12 protein-coding genes are annotated in these 15,878 nt (G+C 69.4%); 3 read left to right on the top strand and 9 right to left on the bottom strand.

Translation table 11 applies throughout. The annotated features are described in order from the left end of the window. Positions 1-168: 168 nt before the first annotated feature. Complete coding sequence (locus ACIHCQ_RS42405; protein WP_399674399.1) at positions 169-948, bottom strand: hypothetical protein; 780 nt, start codon at positions 946-948, stop codon at positions 169-171. A gap of 405 nt (positions 949-1,353) precedes the next feature. On the opposite strand from ACIHCQ_RS42405, the gene ACIHCQ_RS42400 reads away from it, so the two are divergent. Together ACIHCQ_RS42400 and ACIHCQ_RS42395 are read left to right on the top strand one after the other, a co-directional pair. Beyond that, the gene (locus ACIHCQ_RS42400) at positions 1,354-1,995 is read left to right on the top strand and encodes a hypothetical protein (RefSeq protein ID WP_399674397.1); all 642 of its coding nucleotides are present in this window, start codon (positions 1,354-1,356) and stop codon (positions 1,993-1,995) included. Between the two features lie 93 nt (positions 1,996-2,088). Next, entirely contained in the window at positions 2,089-3,402 is a 1,314-nt protein-coding gene (locus ACIHCQ_RS42395; protein ID WP_399674395.1) for a hypothetical protein, read from the top strand. 218 nt (positions 3,403-3,620) lie between these two features. On the opposite strand, the gene ACIHCQ_RS42390 is transcribed toward ACIHCQ_RS42395, so the two are convergent. The 3 genes from ACIHCQ_RS42390 to ACIHCQ_RS42380 all read right to left on the bottom strand — a co-directional run bounded on the left by ACIHCQ_RS42390 (position 3,621) and on the right by ACIHCQ_RS42380 (position 6,589). Continuing rightward, positions 3,621-4,223: a hypothetical protein gene (locus tag ACIHCQ_RS42390; RefSeq protein ID WP_399674394.1), complete on the bottom strand. Its 603-nt coding sequence runs from the start codon at positions 4,221-4,223 to the stop codon at positions 3,621-3,623. Between the two features lie 284 nt (positions 4,224-4,507). Continuing rightward, entirely contained in the window at positions 4,508-5,524 is a 1,017-nt protein-coding gene (locus tag ACIHCQ_RS42385) for an ATP-dependent DNA ligase (RefSeq protein ID WP_399674392.1), read from the bottom strand. An 849-nt stretch (positions 5,525-6,373) separates the two neighbouring features. Beyond that, a complete protein-coding gene (locus ACIHCQ_RS42380) occupies positions 6,374-6,589 on the bottom strand; it encodes a hypothetical protein (protein ID WP_399674390.1) in 216 nt (71 codons plus the stop codon). A 1,591-nt stretch (positions 6,590-8,180) separates the two neighbouring features. Here ACIHCQ_RS42380 and ACIHCQ_RS42375 point away from each other — a divergent pair. Next, positions 8,181-9,179 (top strand): hypothetical protein, encoded by a 999-nt coding sequence (locus ACIHCQ_RS42375; RefSeq protein ID WP_399674388.1) that lies wholly within the window; start codon positions 8,181-8,183, stop codon positions 9,177-9,179. A gap of 112 nt (positions 9,180-9,291) precedes the next feature. Here the strand turns inward: ACIHCQ_RS42375 and ACIHCQ_RS42370 are convergent, their stop codons facing one another. From ACIHCQ_RS42370 to ACIHCQ_RS42350, 5 genes are all read right to left on the bottom strand, one after another. Then, the gene (locus tag ACIHCQ_RS42370) at positions 9,292-10,038 is read right to left on the bottom strand and encodes a hypothetical protein (RefSeq protein WP_399674386.1); all 747 of its coding nucleotides are present in this window, start codon (positions 10,036-10,038) and stop codon (positions 9,292-9,294) included. Then, positions 10,035-12,239 (bottom strand): hypothetical protein, encoded by a 2,205-nt coding sequence (locus ACIHCQ_RS42365; protein WP_399674385.1) that lies wholly within the window; start codon positions 12,237-12,239, stop codon positions 10,035-10,037. The genes ACIHCQ_RS42370 and ACIHCQ_RS42365 overlap by 4 nt, the downstream gene beginning before the upstream one ends. Before the next feature lie 17 nt (positions 12,240-12,256). After that, entirely contained in the window at positions 12,257-13,636 is a 1,380-nt protein-coding gene (gene dnaB, locus ACIHCQ_RS42360; protein ID WP_399674383.1) for a replicative DNA helicase, read from the bottom strand. 84 nt (positions 13,637-13,720) lie between these two features. Continuing rightward, positions 13,721-15,016, bottom strand: coding sequence for a hypothetical protein (locus tag ACIHCQ_RS42355; protein WP_399674381.1), 1,296 nt, complete (start codon positions 15,014-15,016; stop codon positions 13,721-13,723). Beyond that, positions 15,007-15,156, bottom strand: coding sequence for a hypothetical protein (locus ACIHCQ_RS42350; protein WP_399674379.1), 150 nt, complete (start codon positions 15,154-15,156; stop codon positions 15,007-15,009). Before ACIHCQ_RS42350 ends, ACIHCQ_RS42355 begins: the two co-directional genes overlap by 10 nt. Positions 15,157-15,878: the final 722 nt, after the last annotated feature.

Here is a 15,878-nt window from a genome sequence, read left to right as displayed (position 1 = left end):
CATCGCGCGGTCACCAGCTTGCAAGCCAGACCGCACCGGCTCACAGCGGCCCGCCGCCTACGACTCCCCCCGCACACGCCTCCTGCCACGCCCCGCCCGCCGCTTCGATGACGGCCTGAACGAGCTGGGCAAGGACGTCGGACAAAAGCGCCTCCGCCTGCGTGGCATCTAACGCGGCCATAGGTGGCGCCCAAGTTCCTCCTTCAAGCGACTGACGAGATGGTCGGTTTCTGCCAGATCTTCCACTGGCAGCCGGACTACTTGGACTCCGCAGCGCTGCCACTGCAGATCACGATTGCGGTCGTCGGCGTAGCGGCGTTTGTCGCGATGGTGTGGTCCATCAACTTCGAAGATGACGGCTCGACCGTTGCCCAGCACCATGAGGTCGGGCGTCCAGGTATGGCCCGCCTGTAGCCTGACTCCCGCCAGGGGAGCGATCGCTATGGTCCGGTCGGGAGGAACAGCGGCCTGGATGCTCTTGAGCGCCCGGTAAACCTGGAGTTCTTGACGGCTGCCGAGCGCCAAGCCGTCTTCCATCAAGGTGTTGCCGACAGCTCGCTCACGGCGTCCTTGGTTAGTGGGACGCTCCAGCACCTGCTGTCGAAGGGTCTCTCGCCAGTCCTTGCCGATGTCGGGCAGAACCGCTTTGACCAGCATGCGATCGACGGACGAATGACCGTTACGGACGGCTACGTCGATCAGCGTCTCCGCAATCCGCCCCCGGATATCGTCTGTGAACGACGGAAGAATGTGCTCTTCCACGTACAGCACAGCCGCCCAAAGGTGGTCGCTCCAGCCGGTGTTCGTGACGAAGCTGTCATCTGTGCTCTCGAAGTCCAACCTCGCAACATCGACGAGAAGCTGCACCGCTTCCCGGTCACCGCGGCGGTCCAACATGGACGTGGTCTGACCCAGTACCAGGTCAGCTTCTTCATCAGGCTCCAGCATCCTGCAAGGATCCCAGCTCCGGCCGACAACAAGGCGGCTTTGGAGGAGTCACCTTGCGGCATGCGCCATCCCTGGCGCCAATGACGTCGATTTCGTCGTCGGCGACGTGCCGGGTGCGCAAGACCAGGAGGTGGCGGGGGGTGACCGGGTTAGTACGGCAGACTCCTGCTGGTGAGCACTTCCCGCCGTCCCCTGAGCTCTGGCCCTCGCTCCTCCCTCCCGGCACCGCTCGCGCCTCGCGCCATAAGCGCCGTTGAGCGGGCCGTGGCAGCCAGCGAGGGGACCGTACCGGGGCAGCAGCCGCGGCCCGCCGTGGATGGCCGCCGGAGTCTGGGGGAAGGCACTGCTGCCGTCGACGGCGATGATGCGGCCGGCTTGCAAGCTGTGCGCGGGATGATGAGCGCCATGACCGAGGCAGGCACCATCACCGTCACGGCCCGGGTGGCGTTCGGGACGAAGGACGTCCTCAAGGAACTCAAGCCCTTGTTCAAGGCCGAGCGGGTACGGGCCCGGCAGCTGGCGCGCGAGCCGCAGTGGAGCACAGACGGCCTCCCCGGCCGGGAAGCCGCAGCGAAGCGGGCGCAGTGGCTGATGTTCAAGGAGCACCTGCGGGAGCGGGCCGAACTGGTGGACACCCTGGACGTCCTGGTGACGTTCGGTGTGCGGGCCGAACTGGCCGAGCGGGGCTGGGACATCGAGTGGCCGCCGCTGCCGCAGCAGGCGATGATTCCGGGCCGCTGGCCCGGCTCGCGGGACGGGGCGTGGCCGGAGAAGGTGACGGTGCGTCTGCCGTCGGCGCTCGTCACCACCGTGTGGTCGGCCTGCTGGCACACATCGGCCGAGGCGATCGGGAAGCTGCGCGACTGGCGCGACAAGTACCCCGACGCCCTGCCCACCCGGCCCTTCCGCTCGCAGAGCCAGGATGAGGCCCTGGCCGAGTACGAGAAGCTCGCGGCCCAGGTGACGACGGCCGGCGAGATCTGGCGGGCTGCTGTCACCCGTGGAATTGACGCTGAGCCCACCATTCGCACACGGATTGCAAGCTAAGAAAGAGCAGGTCAAAGGCTATGTTCGTGGTTGCGCGGCAGGGGTTTTGAGGGCTACCGTCTTGGCCCACGAGTGGCGACGAAGCGTCGCCACGTGAGCACGAGGGCGTGGTGTGCGGTGGGCCAGGTGAGCGAGCTTGAGCGGGGCCAGGAGCAGCAGCAGGACGGCGGCACGGTGGCCGCGGGGCCGGCGGCCGCGTCCCAGGGGGAGCAGCGGACGCCGGATTCGGCGAACCCGCTGGTTTCGTATGGGTGGTGGGGCGAGGTGCCGTGGACGCTGGCGTCGAAGTCGCAGCTGGCCCGGGCCGATCTGCCGCGCGAGCCGGGCGGTCCGGTGCGCGGCTGGGTGGCCGGGCGGGACTTTCGCGGCCGCGAGATGGACATCGAGCTGTACTCGGTGGCCGAGTCGGTGCCGACGAAGGCGACGGGCGGGCAGCTGGCGGCCGCGGACCGTCGCCGTACGGCGACGGTGCGGGTGTGCTCCGACTGCGGCGCGAACTGCCAGCAGCCGCTGGCCGAGCGGCGCGGCCGGTACCTCTGCGCAATGTGCGCGAAGCTGGCGCGCATCGTCGACTTCCAGATCGAGCTTCGCGAGCGCCGCGTGGAACTGGCCGAGTGGGCGGGCGCGTTGCTCGCCGATCCCGCGCTGGCGGTGGTGTGGGTCGATGTGATCGAGGCCGAGCGGACCGCGTCCGGTCGGCAGCGGCCGCCGCTCGCCGCCCGTGTCCAGGCCGTCGACGGCAACGGCCGCCGCCTGGTCGACGTCCTCGTACGGCTCGCCGGTCCACGCACCAAGGGCGCACCGGCCGAGGCAGTCCCGGCGGAAGAGGGCGCCAAGGCCCTCCAGGCGGCGCTGGAGGGCCGCAGGCGCATCACCTGGACGTCGGGAGCACTGGCGGTGGTGACGGACCGTCTGGCGGCTCTGGGGCACCCGGTGCGCCTCGGCCCGGCTGTCCCGACCGGCCCGGCCGAGGCGGAGCCCTGGCCCCAGCACCGCAGGAACTGGCCCGGCCAGGTGTCCGATCGCCTCGCGCAGTGGCGCGGCGAGCTGAACCCGGCGACCGGCCAGCTGCGCGAGCCGTGGCCGCCGGCCACCGCAGACCGGCTCTTGCTCTGCCTGCAACGCATGGCCGCCAGCGGTGGCGCAGGGCGGCCCGGATGCAGCCGCGGGGCGCGGCGCGAGGACGAAGGGCTGGAGCCGCAGGGCGCGTACGAGGTGCGGATCGCCGTGACCGGCCCGGCCGGGGCCGCCGAACGTGTCGCCGGCGTCCTGCAGGCCACCGGTACGGCCGAGCCCGGTTCGCTGGTCGGGCCGGTGCCCTCCCGCGAGGTACCCGGCGCCGTAGTGGCCTACCTCGCGGGAAACCCCGCCACACTGCTGTCACGCTCCCCGCAGCGACAGCGCTGACGGCGATGTTTCCGCACGTCAGCGCTGTCGCCGCGGGGAGCGTGACAGTCGGCGTGACACCTCGCGTGACAGCGAGCGTGACACCGACGCTGACGCCCTCCGCGGCGCGGTTGTCCTCTGACATCGCACTTGGACTTGGACCGTTTGCCGCTGAAGTTGGACCGGCCTGGTGCGTGCGACAACCCATTGGTGACAGACGGCTTGCCACCGGACTGGCGTCACCCGGGACTGGGTGACGTGGCCGCCGGATTGTGTAAAGAACTGTCCGCTTGTACCTGTCGCTGGAATCGGCGCTCTTTGTAACGGCTCGACAGGTTCCACCAGCGTGGCTGGTAGGCAAGGTCTCTGCGCGCAGCGTCCAAGAAGGCGTTGATGGCCAGCGTGAACAAGGCGTGCTGCTCCAGTGCCCCGTCGTCGCTCTTCGAACTGCTCCAAGGGATTGGTGCTTGCTCCCTCAAGCGCTCAGCCATGTAGATGACCGAGACCGGAGCGCATAGACGCACCCCCATCACGGCACACTGCAGTTCGGCCAACGCTTCGTTCCAACGGTAGAAGAAGGTCCTGTGCACATCTCCCGTGCTGGTGGCGGGGGGCGCCGCATCAATCTCAAGATCCGGCAGTACCAAGTCCTCGTGAAGAGCTCGAAGCATATGCACCTGGTGATCTAACTGCTGAGCTGCCTCCAGCAGTCGTCGATACGCCGGGGCTCGGTCCTCTGAACTGCCGATTCGTGGCACGCCAACAGGACGGTAATGGCCAATCGCGGCCTTGGAGATGCTGCCGACAGTACGCAGAGCTGAGGTGGTGAGAGCGGGTTCCATGACGAAGGTCTACGCGTTCCCAGGGCAGTGAGGAAAGAGCACATTACGTGGTTGATGGACATCCCTCCCCGGTTCGCCGCGGCTCGCACTGGGTCACCCAGTGGGGCGAAACCGCTCGCGAAGTCGGCTTGCCCAGGGTCGCCTTGGGCTTGCCCACCCGGTGACCGGTCACGAGTTGCACGGACCGGTCACGTGACCTGTGACCGATGGCCGATCGGTCACAGCCCAGCTCACAGCACTGCCGACCGGCTTGCCCAGTCGTGCGACCGGTAAGCAGCCCCGTTTCATCCAGCTGCGGGTGCCGCGCCTTGTCCGAAGGGCGGGACGTCGGCCACCGTGACGTCCAGGCGCAGCCGTACGAAGCGCAGTGGATGGCGCCAGGTGCCCCGTGCGATGGCAGTGTCGGCGCTGAACTCGGCAACCAGTTCGGGGATGACCAGGGTCGGGTCGAGGACGTCGCGGCTGCCCCAGGCTGACGTGAACCGCACGCCCGTCCACGGATGGTCGGGGCCGGCCTGGGTGAGATGGTCGGCGAGCTGGCGGGCGGCGTCCGGCTTCAGCGGCGTGGTGCGCCCGACCGCGCGCAGCCGGCCGCCGGCGTCGGAGCGGCCCAGGACAAGCAGCTGCGGGTGCGCCAGCGTGCCGGTGATGGCGCCGATGACGGCTTCGGTGGTCTGGCGGCGGCGGACCTTGAACCAGCCGCGGGCACCGCTCACATACCGCTGGCCCAGGCCCTTGATGACGATGCCCTCCACGCCCTGCACCTCCGTCCAGGAGCTCAGCCACTCCTGAGCGACGGCCGGGTCCCTCGTCATCGGACACAGCGTCCACGGCGGCGTCAGGCCGTGCCCGGTGAACAGATCCACCAGGATCGCGCGGCGCCGCTCGTACGGCTCGGTCAGCAGCTCCTGACCCTCGATCTGCAGGACGTCGAAGGCGATGAAGTGCGCGGGCATCTCCGCCGCCAGCTGCTGCGCGGTACGGCTGCCGGATACGGCGCGGCGCTGCAACGCCTCGAACGACAGCCGCTCCCCGTCCCACACCACCAGCTCGCCATCGAGGACCAGGCCGTGCGGCAGCTGCTTCGCCGCGGTGACGAGGTCGGGGAAGTGCCGCTGGATCAGAGAGCCGCGCCGCGACTGCAACAGCACCGGCCCGCCGGGATCCACGGGGGTGAACAGCAGGGCGCGGTATCCGTCGAACTTGGCCTCGAACGCCAGCCCGCCAGGCAGCACACCCGGCCCGGGGACCGTCTCGCGGGCCTGGGCGAGCATCGGCTCCAACGCAGGACGCAGTACCACCAGAGCCTCCCTTCCGGCTCATGACCTCTGTCTATGACGCCGCTCCACGCACCGCGACCCGGGCACCGCAGAGTCCTCGCCGACCGCCGCCCCCTGTCGCAGAGAACCAGTCCTCTTCCCCACGGCTATCGCGTGGGAAGAGGTGTCGTCGCAGGCCACAGGCTTGCCCACCGGCGGTGACCTGGAAGAACGGGCGGTGTCCGATTTGGGGGGCTCACACCTCCGGTAGTACCTCCGGTGCCCCGCCGGGCGCACCTGTGGACGCAACGGTGCAGGCACCTTTGGGTGCAACCTCCACAAGGGGCTCATCCCTCTCGCCGGGAGGGCTGGGCAAGCATGCTTGCCCGGGTCAGGCGCGGAAGCGGAGAAGGAAGCCGCCGGCCTTCTGCGCCGCCTTGGCCTCATCTTCTGGGATCTCCCCGCGCCGGGCACCCCCGGCGTGCCGGATGCTGGCGAGGTCCCCGGACCGAACGGCGCGAACGCGCCTCCGGCCCGCGCCAGCCAGCCGAGCGCAGCGGCGGTCCTTCCCCTGACCGGCGCCGCTCCCTTCATCCTCACCATCCTCATCACCCTCAGGCAGTGGAAAAGGCAGAGAACAGGGGAAGTCAGCGCGTCAGAACCACTCACCACGGCCCCTGACCTGCACATATGGGGGTGGTTACGTTGGGTGAGCGCCACTGTTAGTGCCAGTGTTGGTGCAAGGGATGTCGCCACTGTTAGTGCCACTGTTGTCGCCGCACTCGCCACGGGTCAGGTAACCGCCGGTGACCCCGCCCTGGGCTATCCGGCGTGATGTTTGAGGGAACTCAGGATCCGGGCTGGCGGGCTTGCCATTCCACGGTCGCCGGGTCACCGCCTGGTGAGAGCGAGGCCCAGGCAGGTCACCAGGACGGCCGCCGCCGCGAGGCCGACGCCCAGGGGGCCTATCAGCGCCGGATGCTGATAGGTGACGTAGACCAGGATCCCCACCACGAGCAGGATCATCGTCACGGCGAGCAGCAGCAGGTACAGCCGCACGTCCTGGTGCTGCTCGTCGCGGAGCGGGGCGTTCGGGTCGGTGGCCATCGGTATCGGTTCCTTCGGCTTCGGGCATGCGGCAGTCACATGCGGTGGGCGGAGCATGGGGAGCTCCGCCCCTTTGTGTCGCGGGGTGGAGTCAGACAGCAGCCGTACGCGGGTCTCCTGACGGATCGACGGAGACCGGGCAGTACCGGCAGACAGCACTGTGGAGCAGGCGGGGGTTAGCGGCGCAAGCCCCGATTGCGCATGAGCACTGTGCCCACCGAAAGAACCTCATTCAAGGGTTTGACCTGCTGTTTCAGTGGCCAGTAACCCTTGAATGAACCCCGCAGCACTGATAGGGGCAAGGCGCGCAACCTGTCGTACACCCGGGTTATGTGGGGGGGTTGGACCAAATGTGACGCGACTGCCCGCAGAAGTTGGCGGCAGGCTTTCCCAGGTCCAGGTCCAGGAGCTGGAAGCGAGGTTCCTCTCGTGTTGCTCCTCGTGTTCGGATCGACTGGACCCTCCCTTGAATCCGCCGTAGACGCTGCTACGAACCCCGTACACGACCGCGGGCATAACTGCGCAAGCCCCCGCCAAAGCGATGGGCGCACCACGCGGGCACCCCTCCACCATGCCAGAAGATCAGCTCTTGCAGCGCCCTGACCTGCGGTTTCTGCACTATGAAGTTGGGGATGCGCACCGGCCCGGATGCGTGTGACCTGCAACCGGAGTCGTTCGTAGCTAAAGGGTTATGTCCTGCGGTTTCTGCACTATGAAGTTGGGGATGCGCACCGGCCCGGATGCGTGTGACCTGCAACCGGAGTCGTTCGTAGCTAAAGGGTTATGTGGGGGCTCGAAGCAAAAGTGACGCGACGGCCCGCAGAAGTTGGCGGCAGGCTGTGCCTCGCAGCGCGAGTTGTCTCCGCCGACGGCGGTCGATGGGGTGCTCGCTCCGGAATCTCAGCGGTATCTGTCACCGGATGCACGAGCAGCGGCACGGCGGCGCGCTAGCCGCCAAGGCCCGGCCCCAGCCCCAGTGGTGCGCCTCATCGGTGCGCATCGCCAGGCCGTTGCGCACCGATGCGCGCCGGAGAGTGCGGAGCACCGTATCGGCTCGGTACGTGCGGACCGAGGATGCGGCGCATCGTGCGGGCGGGTGCGCACCGCAGGGGTGCGGCGCATCCTCGGTGCGCACCGGGTGCGGTGAGTAGCCGGTGAGTTCGACGGACGGCGTGGTGAGTGCCGGCCGTCGAACTCACCACCGCAGATCAGCCGTGCTGCACGGGCAGCAGCTTGCAGCACCAGAGCAGCAGTCGAGTGCTGCACCGTGCAGTACGAGGTGCGGCACACCCGAGTCCTGGCACTGCGCACCGTGCAGCGGTTCAGCGCTGCAACCGCTGCACGGTGCGCAGTGGGTGCGCTGTGGCCGGCCCGGTGCGGTGCAGTGCGCACCGGTGCAGCCCGAGGGCCTGGCGGTCGTCGACGGTGCGTGGTCCGGGTCCGGATGCTGCACTGGGGCAGCGTCTTGTCGGCACGGCCAGTGCCGACTCCGCGCAGGTCCTCAGCGAAGGGCCGGAAACCGCCGCGTCATCCGATCTCCGCATGGGGAGGGATGGGCTGGTTGTGGGGCGTTCGACGGCGAGGGGGCTGTATGGCGCGGAGACATGACATCGAAAAGATCCTCAATGAGCTGGGCGAGGTGCGGCGGGTGCTGGACGACCCCGCCATCGGACTCGCGGCGTTCCACCAGGACCAGGAAGAGTTGCGCCGCAAGGTGCTGGAGACCGTGGCCCTGGGCACGACCGGGCTGCGCGAGGAGAACCGGGAGTTGCGGCGGCGCCAGGAGAAGATGCTCGGTGATCTGGCGGACACCCGTACCTCGGTGGAGGCGCTGCGGCGTGAGATCGCGCAGGCATGGGCGCACACGGTGGGTGTGCCGAACCCGGAGGCCGCCGGCTTCGGCGTCACGACGTTCGAGCTGCCACGGCAGGAACTGCGGCTTCTGGAGGGCGGCACGGCCAGCAGCGACAGCAACGGATGGGGGGAAGAAGCGGTGCGCGAGGACACGGGGCCGGCCGACGAGGGTGACGGCGAGCGGGAAGAGCAGCACCACGGGCAGCAGCACCAGGGCGAGATCCCCGCTGCGCGGCCGGACGCGGAGACGTCAGTGCCTGCGCCGCCATCTCCGGCGCCAGAGACACCACCTGTCGAGACCGCAGCCGCGTCGTTGAGTGATGAGGCCGAAGAGCGGCGGAAGACCGACCGGCATCGCCACGTGGACGGCGTACTGTCGGCGGCGGCCATCGCTTCCGCCCGGCTGATCTGCCACCGGGACACCTGGGCGTTCCTGATCGAGCAGACCTCCCAGCACCCGCATTTCCGCCTCCCCGACCGGATCAGTGACCTCGATGACGGACAGATCGAGACGTTCCTGTCCGGCCGGTCCCTGCTGGCGGTCCTGGTCACCATGCGGAAGATCCGCGACGACCACCTTGGGAGCGACGAGGACATGGCGACCTGGGCGCTGGCCAGCGCGGTCTACCAGCGCACTCTGCTGGCCGTCAACGCCGCAAAACTGACCCTGCCCGAGGGGAGCGAGGTCACCACCATCGTCCTGGACGACCGGCCCGCACCCGATGCCGCCGCCTGACAAGCCGTCGCGTCTGCTGTGCAGCGGGTTGCAGCAGCCAGCTGGTCCCCGCTCGTGCCGGTGCCGCCCGGATCGAATCCGGGCGGCACCAGCCACTGGCTGTGAAGGTGCGTCAGGTTGGCTTCCATCCGCGCACCTCGAGGTGGGTGATCTGCGCACCGGGTGCGAGGCGGCCGGTGCTCACCATCCAGTCGCGCACGGCGGCGGCGACGTCGCCGCCGTGCGCGTCGACCCGGCCCTTCCATTCCTGCGCGTTGAACCCGGCCTCACCCAGGCCGGGGCCGGCGCTGTTGCCGTAGGCGCGTTCCTCGGTGCTGTCGCGGCGCTGGACGACGTTGCGTCGTACGCCCGGTGAGTCCCGCATCCGGCCGGAGTCGATCAGGAAGTCCCTCTTCTTCGCCCGCACGGTGAAGGCGATACGGCCCTGGACAGCGGCGGTGTTCTCCACGACCGGCCGCAGCCGGGAGGCGCCGGACGCAATGTGCTGCTTGGCGGCCCGGGCCATGGTGGAGCGCCCCGGCGTGGCGACGACGTCCTTGGTGCGCACCCGCGCCGTCTTGCCGGCCTTGGTCCGGCGGCGCGTGACGTACGGCTGCGCGACCGCTTTGAGCTCCTGAACGTTGGTGGCGGCGCCGACCTGCATCTCCTGGACGGCGTAGCGCAGTGCGTCCACGAACGCACCGCCCTTGCCCTTGGTGAAGAACTGCGAGACCAGCGACGGGTTGCGGCCGATGATCTCGCCGACGTCCTTCTTGGTGTAGCCGGCGTTCAGCAGCTCCTGGGTGAGCCGGGCCGCCTCGTTCCTCTGGGGCTGCCCGCCGCCGCGGCGGCCGAGTCCTCTGCGTCTGCGCGGTGTCATCGTCCGGCCTCCTGCTCCTCAGCGAGGTAGGCGCGGCCGAGGGTCTGCAGCGACAGCAGTTCCTCCTCCGTGCGCGGTCCGGTGAAGGGCTCGGGGATGCGGCCCTTCTTGAGGTAGTCGCCGGGCTGCCCGTGGTAGGGCCAGTCCACATCGGCGGTGGTGTAGATGGCGTCGGTGCGGAATGCCACGACCGAGCCGGGCGGCAGGTGCAGCGCGCCGACCGAGACGTTGTCCTCGCGCATCTTCGTCGACAGCAGCGCGGCCCGGGCACCGGACCACACCCCGGCAGCCCACTCCGGGTGCGCGTACGGGTCGCGGGAGAACCCATTGTGGCGCTGCCAGGTGATCCGCTCGCCGTCGCTGCCGATGATCTGCGCCCCGGCCGGGATCTCGTGCTCCTGGCCGACCGGCACCGAGTTGGTCGTGATGCGCGGGCGCTGGGCGAAGCCGCCGATGCCGTACAGCAGGATGCTGCGCACTCCGCGGGAGGCGAGGTGGGCGGCGGTGCGCTGCCGCTCATCCCCGTGGACCGACGCGAGTGCCTGCAGGGACGCCCAGGCGTCCTTCAGCTTGGTCGACCAGTCGCGCAGCGGGGTGCCGGACTCCCACAGCAGGCCGTCCAGGATCTCGATCCGCCAGGGCGCGATCGGGTTGCGCAGCGCGAGGTTGACTTCCGCTCCCCCGGCCCAGGTGGTGAACGTCTGGCCGGGCTCGGCCGGGTAGTACCAGGCGCGGTCGCCTGCGGCCGGGGCCGGGAGGATGCCGACGTGGTTCCAGCCGTCGGGGACAGTGACCCGGATCTGCCAGTGACTCGGGGCGAACAGGGCGTTGGTCTGCTGCTTCTCGCTCCAGGACGCGAAGGTGGCGGCGGTGACCCGCTGCGGGGCGCCGACGCCGCAGGCCCAGGTGTGCTTGGCGTAGGCGAAGGTGCGGTCGAACTCCACCAGCCGCGGCAGCATCGTAGGAACCCGGGGCGGGAGGATCAGCTCGGTACGGCCCTGGCCAGCGGTGGCGTGCAGCAGGCCGCGGATCTCCTGCGACATGACCGGGTAGCCCTCGGACCACTTCGAACCGGGCTTGGCCGGGATGGTGCGCGACCACAGGTCCCGGCCGGTCTGCGACGGCGAGCCCATCAGCGTCACGTCCGGCCAGTGCCGGTGCAGCGCCTTCCACAGCAGCACGAACGCGTCCCGCACCGTGGCGGGTTCGGCGCCGTCCGCGTCGAACCACTCCCCCACGCTGCGGATCTCGGTGTGCTGGTCACCGCGCTGCCAGCGGCCGACCGGGTTGCGCGGGTGGACCAGGTGCCCGGCGAGGCGGTCCTTGCCCCGCGAGGACTCCACGCTCCAGCCGGGCACCGGCGCGTTCAGCCAGGCCGCGACCGCGTCGCGCAGGAACGGGTACCGGTCGGCGTCCCGGTGCCACGGGTCGCCGGCGGTGATGTAGATCCGTTCCACGCTGTCGGGCACCGTGGCGTAAACGGCGCTCAGGAGCTCGGCCACGCTCGCGCTGCCGAGCTCCAGGCGCACTGTCTGGTCACGGTGGACCAGAACGCCGGTGTTCGTGTCGAGGAACGCCATCTGGCGCGGCTGCTGGGTGAAGTTGGGCCGCTTCGAGGCGAGGTTGTGCGTCGGGGCGCACCAGGCGTCGCCGCTCTCCCCGGCCGGGATCGACGGCAGCTCCCGGCCGGCCTCCGGCACGGGAACCGGCGCCGCGGCCGGGGCGGTCGCGGGCGGCTGCTCCTGGTCGTGCTCCGCAGCCGGGGCCTCGCCGGCGGGCGAGGTGGTGTCGACGGCGGCCGCCAGTACGGCTTCGTCGGCTGCGCACAGCTGCTCGTCAAGCGCGGCATCGCTGTCGGCGGCCGCGGGCTGCTCCTGCGTACGGCGCAGGTCAGGGGCCAGAGTGCCGACCTGCACCGGGGCGGCGGCCGCGTCCTGGCCGTCGGCGTCAACCGGCTCCGGCTGCGCGGGGGCCGAGGGCTTGTCCGGGCCGAGCCGCGGGACCAGGGCGACGACATCGAGGACGCTCACCCCGGCGGCCGGGGCGATCCTGTCGGCCTTCGCTTTCTCGTACGTCCCGAGCTCCTTGATGCGCCGGTCCCGGTCCGCTTCCAGCTGCTCAAGCTCCTTGCGGACGGTCTTGATGTCGTCGCGCACGCCGCGCAGCTCGGTGAGGCCGGCGGTGAATTCCTTGCTGTTCATCACGTCCTCCTTCGCGCTCACGTGTTCGCCATATCGACAAACATCGAATAGTGCAGCAACGCGGCCGCTGTGATCGTGCACGTCGGGCCGTTGCGGTGCTTGGCGACAATCAGGTCGGCCTCGCCAGCCCTCACGGAGGTCTTGTCGTAGGCGTCCTCGCGGTGCAGCAGGATCACCACGTCGGCATCCTGTTCGATGCTGCCGCTTTCACGCAGATCGGACAGCACCGGCTTCTTGTCCGAACGCTGCTCCGGGCCGCGGTTCAGCTGCGAAAGCACCACGACCGGGATCTTGAGCTCCTTCGCCAGCAGCTTCAACTGGCGCGACATGTCCGACACCTCGACCTGCCGGCTCTCCGTCTTACGGCCAGAGGTCATCAGCTGGAGGTAGTCGACGACGACCAGGTCCAGGCCGCCACGCTGCTGAAGGCGGCGGCACTTGGCCTTGATCTCCATGACCGTGGTGTTCGCCGTCACGTCCAGGTACAGCGGCGCATCAGCGATCCGGGGCGCGGCCTTGGCGATGCGCTGCCAGTCCTCCGGGGTGGGGTCGCCGCTGGTGAGGTGGTGCAGGCCGACCCGGGCCTCGGCCGAAGTCAGCCGGTTCAGCAGCTCGGCCTCGCCCATTTCCAGGGAGAAGATCGCGGCCGGGCGACTGTGCTTGATGGCGCAGGCGCGGGCGAAGTCCAGGGCGAGCGTCGACTTGCCCATGGCGGGCCGGGCCGCGACGATGATCAGCTGGCCGGGCTGCAGGCCGTTGGTGAGGGCGTCCAGGTCCGTCATGCCGGTCGGGACGCCCTTGGCCGCGCCGTTCTTCTGCAGGTGTTCCAGCCGGTCGATGTAGTCGCCGTACCGGTCACCGACCCGTACGGTGGCCGAGTCCTCACGCACCTGAACGGCGTTGTGCAGCTCCGCACCGGCGGCGTCGGCGATCTCATCGACCTCGCGGTCGGCGGCGTATGCCATCTGCGTGATCCGGGTTCCGGCCTCCACCAGGCGGCGCAGCCGGGCCCGGTCGTGGACGATCTCCGCGTAGTGATACGCGTTCGCGGCAGTCGGAACCGACTGGACAAGGGTGTGCAGGTACGGCGAGCCACCGATGCGGCCGATCTCGCCGCTCTTGGTCAGCGCGGCCGCGACCGTGATCGGGTCGGCCGGCTCGTCCTGGCCGTGCAGCTTGAGGATCGCGTTGAAGACGATTCCGTGCGCGGGGCGGTAGAAGTCTTCGCCCTCCAGCACCTCCACGACGTCGTCGATCGCGTCCTTGCTCAGCAGCATCCCGCCCAGCACTGACTGTTCGGCATCAAGGTCCTGCGGCGGGATCCGCTCGAAGGCACGCTGCGCTCCGGGGTCGCCGTCATCGAACGGCGGTGCGGGGGTGGGTACGGTGGTGCTCATCGGTCTCCATTTCCGGGTTCATCGGATCGGGGATCGGCGGGCCGCCTCTCGCTACAGGGGTGGCCCGCAGTCATGTGCGGGGGCTCAGGTCCTCGCATCGGGGTCGTGGTGCTCCAGTGCTTCCAGGGCCTGCGCGCGCCTCCTTTCGAACTCTGCGGATTCGGCATCCTGGGCAGCGGCACGACCGGCCCTTGTCCGGGTACGCGCCCGCCCTGACTTCCCGCCCGGGGTGCGGCCCACGATGCTGGCGAGGATCTGCTGCTTGGCCGCTTCGGCGGCGCGGACGTGCTCCGGGTTGGGTTCACCGGCTACGGCCGCGGGTGACGGCTCGAACTCCGGCACGGAGCGGCACGGCACGCACGTCGCGGCTTCCCTGCCCGGGTGAACCGGGCACGGGTCGGCAACGGGCCCGGTCTGGTGCACAGCGCCACGGCGGTAGCGGGGCAGATCCTCGATTCGGCTCTTGAGCGTCGCCGGGAAGCTGCGGATCCCGCCAGGGTTCTGCGTCAGCTGGACCAGGAGCTCGGGGCCGATCTCCCAGCGCTGCTCTGCGGTCACCTCAGCAAGCAGCGGTGCGAGCTCGCGCACGGTCTTGCGGCCGCACGCCCACCGTCCGGGCAGGTCTGCCAGGAACTCGGCAGCGGCGGCAACCAGCTCCGGGTTCAGCTGCTGCGCAGCGAGTTCCCCCTCCTCCTCCCTTCCGTGCTCGGTGGGACCGCTGTGACTGGTGTGGGGGTAGGGGGAGGAGGTTTCCACCTCCACCGGGGGGGGTGTGGGGGGGGGAAACACGAAACCGCGATTTCCACGGTTTCGGCTCTGACCAGGCGAAACCGTGGAAATCCGAGATCCGGGAATCCACGGTTCCGTGTTCGAAACCGTGGAAACATCATTTTCGGTCTGACCAGGCGAAACAGCGTTTTCCACGGTTCCGGAAAGGCCGGGAACGTTCGAAACCGTGGAAACCTCAGTTTCGGCCCTGACCTGCAACGATGCGGCAGTGCCGTGTTCGACGTACTGCCGGTTGTTCGCCGGGTTGCGGTAGACCTCCACCATCCACTCCGGGCGCCCGGTGGCAGGGTTGAAGACGGGCGCGTGCCGGACGTGGCCGGCCTTCTTCAGCCGCTTGAAGACTGCTGCGAGGCGGGTCTCGCCCATCTTCCAGCCGTCGGCCTGGAACTCCTGGACCAGGTCCTTCATCGTCGACGGCAGGCCCGGATCCCGCAGCAGCAACCGGATCAGCACCCCGTAGTCCTCCGGCTGCAGGATCGGCGAGTGCGCCACCGCCCGCGAGACGATGACATCCTCCGGCGGCTCCCACGCCCGACGTACTCGGCTACCGCTGAACTCGCCCCCGGCCGGGCTCTGCGCGCTCATCGGCACTCCCCCACGGACGGGAGGCGCAGCTGCGCGACGGGACAGGCGGTAGCGGCGATGCCGGGCGGGAGGACGTGCGGCGGCTCCAGGAGCAGCGCGACGTCGCCCCGGCCGGGCTGGACATGGAACAGAGCGGTGCGGGTCATGCCCGCGATCGTGGACCGGTTCGCCTGTGGACAGAGGACGGCGACGGGCTGGGCATACGACGTGGAAAAGTGGGTCACGCCTTCTACAAGGTGTCGGCTGGGTGGGCGGTGTGACACTCCGGCCGAAGAAGTTGCAGCAGCGCCCGGCGGACTGGGCAGCCCCCCTGCGGGGTTGTGCTGGTATGACACGTACGGTCCCTAAAGGTAGGGAGCCGGATCAGCGGATGAACATGACGCGGACCACGCAACGTCGACACCTGGTGGGCATCACGGGTACTGCGCGTCTATTCTGTTGGGTAGGTGACCACACGGGCCCTGTGTCCAGGCACCCAGCGCGGTCACCGCGCTGACCACGACTCCAGATGCTTGCAGGCTGGGGAGTCGCGCTTGAGATGGCCGTTCCTGTTCGCGCAGGGCGGCCATCGGCCTTTCTAGGGCGGAAGTTCAGGGTCCATGGACTGCATGGACACGTGGCGGGGCATAGCCCTCGGCCTATCGCGCAACACGTGCGTCACCTCCGTTGGCTTCCCCGGACACCGGGTACTCGGACCCCCACACTCTGCCAGAGAGCACCGCTGACGCGGACGACGGGGCAGCGCATGTCGCAAAAAGTTCACAGGCGGCTGGCCTCCCCTGATGGCGCGTTCGACAGCCGGGATTGCTGGAGCGGTGCCGTGGCCACGGGCTGACCGGCATCTCCCAGCTGGACACCCTCGCCCCGA

The organism is Streptomyces sp. NPDC052236 (assembly GCF_044548015.1).
GTDB lineage: Bacteria > Actinomycetota > Actinomycetes > Streptomycetales > Streptomycetaceae > Streptomyces.
The sequence above is the reverse complement of the archived record's forward strand: the minus strand, read 5'-3'. Positions and strand labels throughout refer to the sequence as shown.